The sequence below is a fragment of the Streptomyces phaeoluteigriseus genome (assembly GCF_001896135.2).
GTDB classification, from domain to species: Bacteria; Actinomycetota; Actinomycetes; order Streptomycetales; family Streptomycetaceae; genus Streptomyces; species Streptomyces phaeoluteigriseus.
The window spans coordinates 319,432-332,275 of sequence record NZ_MPOH02000011.1 but is presented as its reverse complement, the minus strand read 5'-3'; the positions used below and the strand labels follow the sequence as shown (position 1 = coordinate 332,275).

The 12,844-nt window shown below is 73.5% G+C and carries 12 protein-coding genes and 2 pseudogenes; 5 read left to right on the top strand and 9 right to left on the bottom strand.

The features are described from left to right. Nucleotides 1–68: 68 nt before the first annotated feature. Nucleotides 69–461 carry a rodlin gene (locus tag BM536_RS12615; RefSeq protein WP_073490777.1) on the bottom strand — a complete coding sequence of 131 codons (393 nt, stop codon included), beginning with the start codon at nucleotides 459–461 and terminating at the stop codon, nucleotides 69–71. A 237-nt stretch (nucleotides 462–698) separates the two neighbouring features. Here BM536_RS12615 and BM536_RS12610 point away from each other — a divergent pair, with 237 nt between their 5' ends. The 4 genes from BM536_RS12610 to BM536_RS44815 all read left to right on the top strand — a co-directional run bounded on the left by BM536_RS12610 (nucleotide 699) and on the right by BM536_RS44815 (nucleotide 2,585). Beyond that, on the top strand, nucleotides 699–1,088 hold the full coding sequence (locus tag BM536_RS12610; protein WP_073490779.1) for a rodlin: 390 nt from the start codon (nucleotides 699–701) through the stop codon (nucleotides 1,086–1,088). 282 nt (nucleotides 1,089–1,370) lie between these two features. Next, complete coding sequence (locus tag BM536_RS12605; protein ID WP_073490781.1) at nucleotides 1,371–1,598, top strand: chaplin; 228 nt, start codon at nucleotides 1,371–1,373, stop codon at nucleotides 1,596–1,598. Nucleotides 1,599–1,704: 106 nt separating this feature from the next. Continuing rightward, nucleotides 1,705–1,860 carry a chaplin family protein gene (locus BM536_RS42770; protein WP_245873476.1) on the top strand — a complete coding sequence of 52 codons (156 nt, stop codon included), beginning with the start codon at nucleotides 1,705–1,707 and terminating at the stop codon, nucleotides 1,858–1,860. Between the two features lie 8 nt (nucleotides 1,861–1,868). Next, nucleotides 1,869–2,585 (top strand): chaplin family protein, encoded by a 717-nt coding sequence (locus BM536_RS44815; protein WP_425444626.1) that lies wholly within the window; start codon nucleotides 1,869–1,871, stop codon nucleotides 2,583–2,585. Nucleotides 2,586–2,818: 233 nt separating this feature from the next. Here the strand turns inward: BM536_RS44815 and BM536_RS12595 are convergent. Both BM536_RS12595 and BM536_RS12590 read right to left on the bottom strand, forming a co-directional pair. After that, a pseudogene (locus tag BM536_RS12595) lies at nucleotides 2,819–3,148 on the bottom strand (dimethylaniline monooxygenase); the annotation flags it as partial. Continuing rightward, nucleotides 3,103–4,419, bottom strand: coding sequence for a carboxylate--amine ligase (locus tag BM536_RS12590; RefSeq protein WP_094102935.1), 1,317 nt, complete (start codon nucleotides 4,417–4,419; stop codon nucleotides 3,103–3,105). The pseudogene BM536_RS12595 and the gene BM536_RS12590, both read right to left, overlap by 46 nt. A gap of 158 nt (nucleotides 4,420–4,577) precedes the next feature. On the opposite strand from BM536_RS12590, the pseudogene BM536_RS12585 reads away from it, so the two are divergent. Then, nucleotides 4,578–5,980 (top strand): annotated as a pseudogene (locus BM536_RS12585) (glycoside hydrolase family 26 protein). A 39-nt stretch (nucleotides 5,981–6,019) separates the two neighbouring features. Here BM536_RS12585 and BM536_RS12580 read toward each other — a convergent pair. From BM536_RS12580 to BM536_RS12555, 6 genes are read right to left on the bottom strand one after another with little or no spacing between them, the layout of a single operon-like run. Next, nucleotides 6,020–7,165 carry a GNAT family N-acetyltransferase gene (locus BM536_RS12580; protein WP_073490783.1) on the bottom strand — a complete coding sequence of 382 codons (1,146 nt, stop codon included), beginning with the start codon at nucleotides 7,163–7,165 and terminating at the stop codon, nucleotides 6,020–6,022. Next, nucleotides 7,162–7,818 carry a YveK family protein gene (locus BM536_RS12575; RefSeq protein WP_094102934.1) on the bottom strand — a complete coding sequence of 219 codons (657 nt, stop codon included), beginning with the start codon at nucleotides 7,816–7,818 and terminating at the stop codon, nucleotides 7,162–7,164. The genes BM536_RS12580 and BM536_RS12575 overlap by 4 nt, the downstream gene beginning before the upstream one ends. Next, nucleotides 7,815–8,984: a glycosyltransferase gene (locus tag BM536_RS12570; protein WP_094102933.1), complete on the bottom strand. Its 1,170-nt coding sequence runs from the start codon at nucleotides 8,982–8,984 to the stop codon at nucleotides 7,815–7,817. Before BM536_RS12570 ends, BM536_RS12575 begins: the two co-directional genes overlap by 4 nt. Next, entirely contained in the window at nucleotides 8,981–9,733 is a 753-nt protein-coding gene (locus tag BM536_RS12565) for a polysaccharide deacetylase family protein (RefSeq protein ID WP_094102932.1), read from the bottom strand. Before BM536_RS12565 ends, BM536_RS12570 begins: the two co-directional genes overlap by 4 nt. Beyond that, the gene (murJ, locus tag BM536_RS12560; RefSeq protein ID WP_094102931.1) at nucleotides 9,717–11,471 is read right to left on the bottom strand and encodes a murein biosynthesis integral membrane protein MurJ; all 1,755 of its coding nucleotides are present in this window, start codon (nucleotides 11,469–11,471) and stop codon (nucleotides 9,717–9,719) included. The genes BM536_RS12565 and murJ overlap by 17 nt, the downstream gene beginning before the upstream one ends. Continuing rightward, entirely contained in the window at nucleotides 11,468–12,844 is a 1,377-nt protein-coding gene (locus tag BM536_RS12555; protein ID WP_094102930.1) for an O-antigen ligase family protein, read from the bottom strand. Before BM536_RS12555 ends, murJ begins: the two co-directional genes overlap by 4 nt.

Genomic DNA, 12,844 nt, shown 5'->3' with positions numbered 1-12,844 from the left:
AACGGAGGACCGACATGCGAAAGGGGCGGACACCGGTACGTCGGTGCCCGCCCCTTGCCGCGTCGGCGTCAGTTGTCGCTGTTCGTGGACAGGATCGACACGTCCTCGAGGAGGTGGGCCAGCGCACCGTCGCGCTTGGTCTGGGTGGAGTTGTCGGCGCACTGCTGCGTCAGGTCGTCCGACAGGATGGGGACGTTCTGGATCGGAACGACGTCGAGAACGGCGACGGGAATGTCGTTCACGGCGATGCACGGCTTGTTGAAGGAGCCCTGGATGAGCGCCATCTGCGGGCTCATGTGGCCGTACGTCGCGGAGTTGCCGTAGCTCTGCGACGCGCCGTTGCCGTTCGACAGCGTGGGACCGCTGTCGTCGCCGATCGCCAATGCCTGCGGAGCAGCTGCGGCGGAGGCTCCCATGACGGAAGCGGCGATTGCCGTGGTGGCAAGAACCTTCTTGATCACTGGCCTGTCCTTTCTGCGGAAACCCCGTCCACCGGAGCCTCCTGGTCAACTCCGAACAGGGGAGGCGGTTTCTGCCGTTCACCCGATCGGCTCACACCCTCGGACCCGGCGACGGCGTCCTTTTCTCGGTGTTTTCGCGGCCTTGGGGCCAACCGGGTGAACCCCCGCAACCAATTCCCACGGGCTGGGTTGATGTCGCCGTAGGACAGTGCGTCGCTACGAGGAAAGGAACGCGAAGTGCTCAAGAAGGCAATGGTCGCTGCGGCGGCCGCCGCTTCTGTCATCGGTATGTCGGTTGCGGCCGCTCCCCAGGCTCTTGCCACGGGTGACGATTCGGGACCGTCCGTGGCCAATGGCAACGGAAGTTCGGCGGCGTTCGGCAACTCGTCCACCAAGGGCGACATGAGCCCCCAGCTCTCGCTGGTCGACGGCTCGCTCAACAAGCCCTGTGCGGCGCTCGAGGACATCAACGTCGCCGTCCTCAACATCGTCCCGATCCAGGATGTCCCGATCCTGTCGGACGAACTGACGCAGCAGTGCTCCGACAACTCCACCCAAGCCAAGCGCGACGGTGCCCTGTCGCACATCCTGGAGGACCTGTCGGTCCTGTCGGCGAACGGCGGCTGAGACCCGGTCGTCCTCCGCGCGGTCCGCTGATCCTTCTGCGGGCCGCGCGCTCGTGTCCGGCGGGATATCCGCCGGAGCGGACGTATCGGCGCTGCTGCTCCCACTGGGGGAACGGCGCGCCGCCAAGTGAGGCATTCGCATGAATTCGTCGTGCCACGGGTTCCGCGGTCGCCTCGGTCGTCAATTCCTCGTGTGCAGGCTGCGGTCATGGTGCGAGCCGTCCCCGTTGTGCTCGCTCGGTTTCGACCGTCATCTAGGCATGACCGTAGAGAAGGGAAAATCATGAAGAAGACCGCTGCTGTCCTCGCAGGTCTGGTTCTGGCCCTCGGTGGGGCTGCCCCGGCTTTCGCCGACGCTGGTGCCAACGGCGCGGCCGTAGGTTCCCCAGGTGTCCTGTCCGGCAACGTGATCCAGGTCCCGATCCACATCCCGATCAACGTCTGCGGTAACACCGTCAACGTGATCGGTCTGCTGAACCCGGCGGCCGGCAACGTCTGCATCAACGACTGAGCGAACACGTACCAGTCGTCCGGCTGGATCGAGGCCGGCCCAGGACACCGAGTTCCAACGTCCAGGGCCGGCTTTACCCACTTCTTCAAGCAGGAAGACCACGAGATTGCGACAGACCCTGAGCAAGGGCATGGTCGCGGCCGCCGCCGCGACGGGCATTCTGTCCCTGTACGGCGGTTCCGCCCTCGCCGACTCACACGCGGACGCCACCGCCAGGAACTCGCCCGGTGCCCTCGCGGGCAACGCGCCGAGATCCCGCTGACCGTCCCGGTGAACGCCTGCGGCGACTCGGTCGACGTCACCGCTGCCCTGAACCCGGCTTTCGGTGACTCCTGTGCGAACACCTCCGCAACGCAACGCAAGGACCACTCCCACGAGGCACCGCCCCACGACGGGGACGAGCCCGGCTACGGCGGTTCCCCCTCCGGTGAGGATGAGCCGGGGTATGGCGGTTCCCCCTCTGAGGAGGACGAGCCCGGCTACGGCGGTTCCCCCTCCGGTGAGGATGAGCCGGGCTACGGCGACAGCCCTGAGGAGGACTGCGGGGGTTATGGCGACACCTGCGGCGGCGAGTCGACGCCGCCTCCCGGTGGTCACACGACCCCGCCTCCGGGTGGTCACTCGTCGCCTCCGCCCGGTGGCGGTCACTCCACTCCGCCTCCTGGTGGTCATACCTCGCCCCCTCCTGGTGGTCACACCTCGCCCCCTCCTGGTGGTCATACCTCGCCCCCTCCTGGTGGTCACACCTCGCCGCCTCCCGGTGGTCACACGAGTCCCCCGCCCGGCGGTCACACCTCGCCGCCTCCCGGTGGCGTCCACTCCACTCCGCCCCCCGGTGAGCACACCTCCCCGCCGCACGGAGGTGACCGGCCCGAGCTGCCGCACACCGGTAGCGGGGCCATGCTCGCCGCCTCGGGCGTCAGCGCCGTGCTGATCACCGCGGGCGCCCTGCTGTACCGACGAGGACGGACCGCGTCCCGTCGATGACGGCGACGGGTGCCGGACGCCTCGCACGCGCCCGGCACCCGTGCAGGCCCTCAGGCCGGCACCGCCCCTGCCGCGTCCTGCCGTGACCGCCTGCCGGGCACCGGAACACCGTCGGCGCCCGGCACCCCGGCCCGCAGCCGGCGCCGTACCCCGCGCACGAGGGTCCCCGCGGTGAAGCCGGCGCCGTGCACGAAACGCATCGCCGGGCCGAAACCGGACGCCGTGACCAGACCGGCCAGGAAGAGGCCGGGGTACGACGACATCGCCACCGGGATCGGCTCGCCGTGACGGGCCCCCACCCCGCGGGTCGCGCAGTAGGTGTCGAGCCGCCGGCGCCGGGCGGGGTCGGAGAGGTTCGACGCCTACGGCTCGGACTTCACGTACATGCCGGCGGGCATGTGGTCGCGCCAGGAGGCCATCGGCCGGCCGAGGACCCGCAGGCCGAGCCCGGCGGCCGCGGCATGGGACGCGATCGACAGGCCGTGCGGGCCGGCACCGACCACCAGCAGGTCGTACATCAGCGGCTGCTCGCCTTCTCGTCGTCGGCCGGGTCGGCCGCGCACGGCACGTGCGGCGGGAGGCCGGTCAGGGACGGCGGGGGAGGCGGGCCCTGGCGGACCACGCGGGGGAGGACGCCGGTCGCGCCCGCCGCGCCGATCCGGCGCAGCCGGCCGAGCAGCCGGCGGGTCACGTGGGCGGTCCACAGGCCCCACATGGCCCGGCCGGGAGCGGTGTCGTCGTCGGCGTACCAGGCGAGTTCGCGGCCGTGCGGCGTGGCTCCGCGCAGGGCGGTCAGCGGCGCGTAGGTCTCCACGACGAAGGTCCGCCCGGGGCGCGCCCGGCCGTCCGGCAGTGGACGGTGCGTCAGGTCGAGGTGCTGGGCGCGCACCACGTCCAGGCCCGCGGTGTCGGTGAGGAGGCGGAACTGGGCGCCGGGGCGCGGATTGAAGTCGAGCAGGTGATAGCGGCCGGTCGTGCCGCAGCGGCGGAAGTCGAGGTCGAGGATGCCGCGGTAGCCGAGTTGGGCGGTGAGGCGTTCCGCGAGGGTGCGCACCGTCGGGTTGGGGGCCCATTCGCCGATCGCCGTCAGGCCCGCGCCGCGGGGCCAGGCGCACAGTTTGCGGCCGGAGCCGCCGCCGCGCAGCGTGCCCGAGCGGTCGGCGTACCCGTGGAAGAACCAGTCGCGGTCGGTGCCCGGGGCGAGGAACTCCTGGAGGAGCAGCGGGCTGCCGGCCTCCTCGCTGCGCAGATACAGCTCACGGGCCTCCTGCGGGGACCGCACCACGACCGTGCTGCGCAGCCCGGACCCGGACGGCAGCAGCCAGGGCCGGCTCCACTTCGCCACCACCGGCAGGCCGAGCCGCCAGGCGGCGGAAGCGGCCTGCGCCGCGCTGTCCGGGACGACGGTGACCGGGTGCGGGACGTCCGCCGCCGCGCACAGCCCGGCCAGTTCACCCTTGTCGGCGACGCGTTCGGGCAGGGCGGGGGGCTGCTGCGGCAGCAGGTAGGCGGGGGCGAGTTCGGCGCGCAGGCGGCTCACCGCGACGGCGCCCGCGTCGTCCATCGGGATCAGGACGGCCGGCCGGTCGATGCGCGCGGCGACCTGGAGCAGCGCGGTGGCGATGTCACGGGGGGTGGCGCCGGGCGGCGGCGGGGGATGCAGTCGGCGGACGAAACGGGATCTGCCGACGGGACTTCCCGTCACCTCGGCCACCAGATGGACATCGATTCCGGCTCTGCCGAGGGAGCGGACGGCACCCAGTGTTCCGTGGTGAAAGGGATTCCGGTCGATGCGCAGGAGAACGGCGGGGACGCGGGTGTCGAGCTGCGACACGTCTTTTCCTTCGGTTGTTTCACCGGTGCGGACGAGCAGGACACTCGAAAGCCGTAACGGCGGTGGCGGGATTGCTTTTCCTGTGACTTTCATATGACTGAGTGTCAGTAATGCGCTTGCGCATCGGTGACAGCACGAGAGTGGAGAAAGGAGCAGGCATGGCCCCACAGCAGCGACGCGCCCGGTCCCGGCGGCTGGCCGTTGTGGCGGCGGCGGTCGCGGCGTCGGCGGCACTGGCGTCCGGCCCAGGATTCGCCGCGGGCGCGGGCGCGGGCGCGGGGTGGCACGGGTCGCCGATCCTCCCGCTCCGACGCCGACCGAGACCCGGAGCGCGACTCCCGCCCCGACTCCGACCGCAAGCCTGACTGCGACTCAGACTCAGATTCCGGCTTCGACCCCGACCGCCACCCCGACCGCGACCCCGACCGCGACCCCGACCGCGACCGCGACCCCGACCTCCGCGCCGACCGCCAAGTCCGGCCCCGCCTTCGGCGCCTACCTCGACTACGGCCCCTCCGGCGTGGCGCGGATGGCCCAGCTCAGCGACTGGCTGGACGGCGCCGAGCTGCGGGTCGGCCACACCTACCTGCCGGGCGACCGGTGGAGCAACATCGAGGGCCGGCCCGACTTCCTCGACGTATGGGCGGACTGGCGGGCCGAGAAGGACGACCGGATGCTCGTCCTCAACGTCCCCATGCTGGAGCGCAACGAGGAGGGCGTGGCCGACGCCGAGGTGCGGCTGCTGCTGCGGCAGGGCGCGGCCGGCCAGTTCGATCACCACTTCCGGGCTCTGGCCGAGCGGCTGGTGCAGGCCGGCGCTCCGGACACGGTGATCGTGCTCGGCTGGGAGATGAACGGCATCACGTACACCCATCGCTGCGGGCCGGACCCAGAGGCCTGGAAGACGTACTGGAAGCGGATCGTCACCACCATGCGGGCGGTGCCGGGCCAGAAGTTCAAGTTCGACTTCACGCCGAGCCGTGGCCGGGACGCCGTTCCCTGGACCCAGTGCTATCCGGGGGACGACACCGTCGACATCGTCGGAATGGATTCCTACGACCAGCCGAGTGGAGCTTCCTTCGACGAGCAGGTGGCAGAGCCCTACGGACTCCAGGAACACGTGGACTTCGCCAAAAGTCACGGCAAGCCCATTTCCTATCCCGAATGGGGGCTCTTTCGCAACGGTGACAACGCCGAGTACATGCGGCGGATGCTCGCCTGGATGGACGAGCACAAACCGCTGTACAACACGGTGACCGACTACTGCCCGCACGGTGTGTGGCAGTGCTCGGAGAACCCCAAGGCGTCGGAGGTCTACCGCGCGGTGCTCTCCGGCCGCACGGACGAACCGGCGACACCGAGCCCACCGACCGCACCGACCGCACCGACCACACCCACGACTCCGGTGCCGGCGACTCCCGAGCCCTCGAAGGAGCCCACGACCGAGCCGACCCCGCTGCCCGCGGTGAACTGCTCGCCGCTGGATCTCGGCGACTGGGTCGAGTACTGGATCGGCGGCAAGCTGTGCGTGCGGCTGGACTGGTGGCCGCGCGACCGCTGAGCGGTCCCCGCGGTGTGCGCCCGATGGCGCAGGCCCATGTCAGGGCCTGCCGCCACCGGCACGTTCCTGCAGTTCCCGCAGTTCCCGCAGTTCCCGTCGCTCGTCGCGGCGGCGCAGCAGCTCCTTGCCCCGCCGCCGCGCGGCCACGTCCCACACCGCCGCCGACAGCAGCGGGGCGGTGCGCCGACGGGCCAGCAACAGCCGCTGGTTGACGACCGGTTCGGGCCGCCAGTGGTGCTTGTAGGGCTCGTTTCCGCGCAGCAGGCTCAACGTGCCGCGCGCCCGGTGCCGGGTGTGCTCCGCGCAGGCGTCGAGCAGCATCACCGCCACGTCCGCCTTGTGTTCGCGCAGCCGCGGATGGGCGCCGTAGAGGTATCCGCCGGCCAGGCGGCGCGAGAGGAGGGTGAGGTCGACGGCCACCACGTCGTCGTCCAGGCGGAACTCGGTGACCACCGCGTCCCCGGAGCGCACCATCGGACCGACCGAGCGCACCAGGTGCTCGCAGAAGCGGGCACGCAGGTGCTCGTTCGTCACCTTCCGCCCCTGCCACTGCAACCGGTGCAGCTCCAGCAGCCGCCGCAGCGCCGAGTCCACCCCGTCCGGGGGGACGACCTCGCGCCGCACGCCGAGCGCGGTCAGCTTGCGCAGTTTGGCGCGCACCCGCTGCGCCTTCGCCGACGGCAGCCGTGCCACCAGCTCGTCCATCGGTACGGCGGGCAGCTCCAGGCACACCGAGTCGCTCACCCGGCGCCTCGGCCCGCTCCAGCGCTCGTACACCTGCTCCACCGCGCTGCCCGGCCGCACCTCACGGAAGTCGATCAGCGCGGTGCGGGCGGCCGCCGCGAGCGCCTCGGTGAGCGCGGCCACGGCCGTCTCCGCCCGCTCGTCGTCGAGCAGTACGTCCCCGTAGTCGGAGATCGCCCCGCCGAGCGGCACCAGCGCGGGCAGCGGACGGCGTACGGCCATCAGCGGGGCGACGGCGAGGAGGTCGTCGCCGCCGGAGCGCACCACCACCAGCCGCAGCCGGCCGCCTCCGCCGTACGACAGCCACCACGAGTGCAGCCAGGCGTGGCTCTGGAACGGGGTGGCCGTCGCGCACCGCCGGTACAGGCGGGCCCAGGCGGGGGCGAGGGCGGCGAAGTCCTGCTCGTCGGTGACGACTTCGGTGGTGTACGCCGGCTTCACAGCGTTCCGTGGGCGTCGGCGGCGAGTGCCGGGCTCGGCACGGCGGCCGGTCTCCCGGCCTCCCGCCGGTTGCCCTTCGGCCGCACCAGCAGGAGCAGGCCCCCCAGCAGGCCGCCCGCGCTCGCGCCCACGAGCCCGGTCACCGTGGGGGACGCCGAGGAGGGCTCGGCGGGTTCGACGGCGCGGGCGAACGGCTCCAGTTCGACGTTGGTGGTGGCCTGCGCCTCGGCGGCGTGCCGGGTCAGCGCGCGGGACACCGCGTTGGCCATGTCGGAGGCCAGATCGGCGCGCGAGGAGGTCGCGGTGATCGACACCATCGGCGCGTCGGGCGAGGTCGCCGTGCGCACCGCGCCCTGGAGCGTCTTGACCGGCACGCCCGCCCACACCTGCGCGTCCCCGAGCACCGCGAGCTGGGTCGCGACCCGGCCGTAGGCCTGCGCGAAGCCCAGCGCGGACGCCGGGTCGGACTTCTCGGTCGGGACGGCGACGACGTACGCCGTGGCCGTGTACACGGGCGGCTTCAGCGCGCCGTACGCGCCACCGAGGAGACCGCCGGTGAGGGCGCCCGCGGCGAGCAGGGACCACGGCGGGAGCGTCCTGGCGCGGTGCAGGGCGCTGGACCGGCGGTGTGGCCTGGTGGGGTTGTCGGTCATGGCGAGGGGACTCCCTGGGGTGACGGGGCGGACGACGGGGACGGCAGGGGCTGTCGGGCCACGGTGGCCGCGTACACGTCCATGAGGCGGGCGGCGCTGCGGGTGATGTCGTAGTGACGGGCGGCCTCGGCCGCGGTGCGCGGGCCGGGGGCGGCGGCACGGGTCCCGGCGAGCGCCCGGGCGAACGCCTCGGGGCCGCCGGTGACACGGCGGGCGGCGGGCGCGGTGTGCGCGGGGAGGTCCTCGATCGCCGGACAGGACGCGTACAGCACCGGCAGTCCCGAGGCCAGGGCCTCGACGGCGGCCAGGCCGAACGCCTCCTCGGGGCAGGGGGAGGCGAAGACGTCCATCGCGCAGATGAGGGAGGGCAGGTCGGGGCCGGGACCGCCGTCCGGGCCGCTGGGGCGTTCGCCGGTGAACAGGACGCGGTCGGCGACCCCCGCCTCGTACGCGGTGCGGCGCAGCGCGATCTCCTCGGGGCCGCCGCCGACCAGCAGGAGGTAGTGGTCGGCCGGGAGTGCGGCCAGGGCGGTGATCAGGACGTCGAAGCGTTTGCCCGCGTGGAGCCGGCCGATGCCGCCGATGACCCGGGCGTGGTCGGGCAGGCCGAGGCGGCGGCGGGTGCGGTGGCGTCGGACCGGGTCGAAGGCGAAGCGGGCCAGGTCGATGCCGTTGGGGACGACCTGGATCCGGTTCGCCGGGACACCCCAGCGCCGCAGGCGTTCGGCGACCGTGGCGGAGACGGCGACGGTGGCCCGGCCCAGCCGCTCACCGGCCAGGTACAGGGCGCGCACGCCCGGAGTGAGCGGGCGGCCCTCCATCTGGGAGTCGCCCAGGGAGTGTTCGGTGGCGACGAGGGCGCGGACCCCGGCGAGGCGTGCGGCGAGGCGGCCGTAGAGGCAGGCGCGGTAGAGGTGGGTGTGGACGAGGTCGTAGCCGCCGGAGCGGATGATGCGGACCAGGCGGGGGAGGGCGCCCAGGTCGCGGTTTCCGGCCATGCCGAGGTGGATGACGCGCACCCCGTCCGCGGTCAGCCCGTCGGCCACCGACCCCGGGTTGGTCAGCGTCACGACGTCGCAGTCGGCGGGCAGGTGCCGAAGCAGCAGCCGCAGTTGCTGCTCGGCGCCGCCGACGCCCAGGCCCGTGATGACGTGCAGCGCCCTCATCGCAGGCCTGCCACGGGGCGGCGGCGCAGCCGGTGCAGCCGGTGCTTGAGGAACAGCCGGACGGCGGTGTCGTTCTGCCCGATGTGGATGCGCGGCAGGGCGTGCGGCCCGGTCAGCGGGCCGGGGTCGATCGCGCAGGCGTACGCGTATCCGGCGTCCCGTACGGCGTCGACGGCCCGCCGGTCGACCGTCCCGTACGGGTAGCAGAAGCCCGCCACCTCGGTGCCGAGCAGGTCGGCGAGGGCGGCGCGGCTGCCGGCCGTCTCGGCCCGCAGAGTGGCGTCGTCCGCCTTCGTCAGGTCGAGGTGGGTCAGGCCGTGCGAGCCGATCTCGACGCCCTCGGCGGCGGCCTCGCGGATGCCGTCGGCGCAGAGCAGCGGTCTGCGCGGGCCGAGCGGGTCCCAGGCGTTGTCGCCGCCGAGCCGGCCGGGCAGCACGAAGAGGGTCGCGGTGCAGCCGTGCCGGCGCAGCACGGGCAGGGCGCCGGTGAGGAAGTCGGCGTAGCCGTCGTCGAAGGTGAGGCCGGCCAGGTCGCGGCCCTCGCCCCGCGCGCGGGCGGCGAGCAGTTCGGCCAGCGAGACGCCCCGCAGGCCCCTTCCCGCCAGCCAGGTCAGCTGCCGGTCCAGCCGCTCGGGCGTGACCGTGATGCGGTACGGATCCTCGGAGCAGTCGCCCACGGAGTGGTACATCGCCACCCAGGGGGCGGGGCCGGTTGCGGAGTCGGTTGCGGAGTCAACGGGAACGGACATGCGGCAGCCTTCGGGTCGCGGAACGTACGGATCGGAGTGCGGAGGCGATTCCCTGGGCGCCCAGCGCCCAGCCCAGCAGGACGAAGACGGCGGCCGCCGTGAGCGTTCCGGCCGCGAGCCCCGCCGCGGGGTCGACGAACCGGCCCCCCGCGAAGGCACCGGCCGGCGTCGCGACCAGGGCCGCCCCCACCGGACGGCTCAGGTCACGCAGCACGCTCGGGACATGCAGCGGCACACTGCGCGGGACGCGGTGCGCGCCCCGCCGCGAGGCGGTACCGGCCGGCCCGCTCGCGGTGCCGGCGAGCAGCACCAGGGCGGTCACGGTGATGCCGGCCGCGTTGGCGGCGGCGATCCCGTACACCCCCCAGGGCGTCACGCACAGCGCGCCCAGCCAGGAGGTCACGACGATCCCGACGGCCATCGCGCCGGCCGGGTACCAGGAGGCGCGGCCCGTCGAGAAGTAGGAGCGGGCCAGCACCCCGACCAGGGTCTGGCCGAGCAGCCCGAGCGCGTACACGCGCATCACGCCCGCGGTCGCCGAGCTGTCCCGCGCGGTGAACGCGCCCCGCTGGAAGAACAGTTCGATCATCTGCGGCGCGCAGGCCACGACCACCGCCGTGCCGAGCAGCACCACGCACGCGGCCAGCGCCAGGTCCCGCCGCACCCGGTCGCGGGCCCGCTCGGTGTCGCCCTCGGCCAGTGCCCGCGCGACCACCGGGAAGGTGACCGTGCACACCATCAGCGACAGGATCATCGGCATCTGCGCGACCTTCTGCGCGTAGTTCAGATGCGAGATCGCCCCCGACGGCAACTGCGAGGCGAGGAACCGCTCGACCAGGACCTGCGACTGCCGGCACAGCGCGAACAGCAGCACGGTCGCCACGACCGCCCCGCCGAGCGGCCGCGGCTCCTCGGCCACCCCGGCCGCCTGCTCCCCACGCTTGCGCAACTGCTGCCACAGCGAAGGCAGTTGTACGGCGACCATCAGGCAACCGCCCACCGCGACCCCGACCGCCGCCGACCGCACCCCCCAGCGCTCGCCGAGCACGAACATCCCGGCCACGATCCCGGTGTTGTACGCCACGTAGATCGCCGCCGGCGCCACGAACCGCCGGTGCGCGCGCAGAGCCGCGCTGCAGTACCCGGCGAGCCCGAAGCTCAGCACGCAGGTCGCGGTGAGCCGGGTGCAGTCGACGGCGAGCGCGGGGTCGGGCAGGCCGGGCGCGAGGGCCCCGACCACCTGGGGAGCGAGGGCCGCGACGAGGACACCGACCGCGACGAACGCCAGCGACAGCCGCGGCAGCGTCCCGGCGACCAGGGCACGGACCGGGTCGCCGCCGGCCCCCTGGGCGCGCCGGGCCAGGGCCATGCTGAACGCCGGGATCAGCGCGAACGCCAGCCCGTCCTCGATGAGCAGGGTGGCCGCGAACTCGGGCACCGTCCACGCGACGAGGAAGGCGTCCGTGTCCCGGCCCGCCCCGAACAGCCGGGCCAGCGCCTGGTCCCGGACCAGCCCGAGCAGCGACCCGGCCACCGACAGGGCGGCGGTGACCAGGGCGGCACGGGCGAGGAACCCTCCGGAGGCCGAAGGCGGTTCGGGCGAGCCCCCGGACGCCTTCCCGGGCCGCTTCCCGTGCCGTGCGGTCGGCCGCGCCGACGACACGACCGTGACGTCCACGTCCACGTCACCGTCCGCGTCGCCGTCCGCCCGTGGGGTCCGGGAAGGCGTCACCGTCATCGCCCGAGCGCCTCCTCGCGCCCGCCGCTCCCGAGGACCTCCGCGCGTCCCGTGCGACCCGCGGGCCCTTCGCCCTCGGGAGCCTCCTCGCCCGCGGCCAACGCCCACCAGGCGGCGAGCCCCAGCACCACCGCCGTCAACACCGTCGAGGGCCCGCCGATGTCGGCGTACAGGAAGTCGGTGAGCTGCCAGACGAGGAGACCGCAGGCGACGAGGGCGCAGTCGAGGCCGGGCGCCCGGTGCCGGTGGGCGCGCAGCAGCCCGCGCAGCGCGCACACCAGCAGCGCCAGCCAGCTGCCCGCCAGTGCGAGCAGCCCGATCAGGCCCTGCTCGCCCAGGATCAGCAGGTACATGTTGTGCGGGGAGAGCAGCGGTTGCTTGCGGTAGCCGGCGCCGGCGCCCTCGGTGTCGCTGCCGGCCGACAGGGCCAGCGAGGCGTGCGCGTCCCGGTGCTCGGGGAAACCCTTCAACCCGACTCCGGTCAGCGGCTGTTCACGCCACATGCCGGCCGCCGCCGCCCACATCGTGTACCGGTCGGTGACCGACTGGTCGGGGGCGTCCGCGACCTGCGTGATGCTGCTGATGCGCTCCTGGAGCATCGCCGTACCGACGCCGAAGCCGCCCACCAGGACCACGCCCGCGGCGACCACGACCGCGCCGGCCTTCAGCGCCCGCCGCAGCCCGGCAAGCGCCAGCTGTGCCGAGCAGGTCACCGCCGTCGCGATCCACGCGCCCCGGCTGAAGGACAGTGCGAGCGGCAGCAGCAGGCCGAGGGCGCAGGCGGTGGCGATGGCCCGCTGTCGTACCGGGGACCGGCCCAGGGCCAGGCCGGCCGCGCAGACCAGCCCGAAGGACACGACGGTCGCCATGCCCATCACGTCCTGCGCGCCGAAGGTGCCGACCGCCCGGATCTCCTCGCCCTGGTAGGAGGCGCCGGTCCCGGTGACGTACTGGTGCACGCCGACCGCGCCCTGCCAGCCCGCGAGACCCACGAACGACCAGGCCAGCAGCCGGAAGTCGGACCGGTCGCGGATCAGCAGCAGCACCGCCGCCGGGACCAGGACGAACACCTGGAGGTAGCGGCCGAGGCCGCCGATGCCCGCGCCCGGTGAGGACGCCCCCATCGCGGCGAGCGCGAGCCCGGCCACCGGCAGCCCCAGCACCACGGCCGCTGTACGGGACAGGGGGCGCCGCCGCTGCCGCAGCAGCCGGACCGCACAGAACAGGACGACGAGCGCGGAGAGCGCGTCGGCCGGTCCCGCGCCGCCCTCGCCGCCGGGGGAGACCGGCAGCGCGAGCAGGGCCACCACGGCGACGACGGGCAGCACCGGCGACAGCGTCCGGACACGGGGCACGGGCAGGGCGGGACTCAT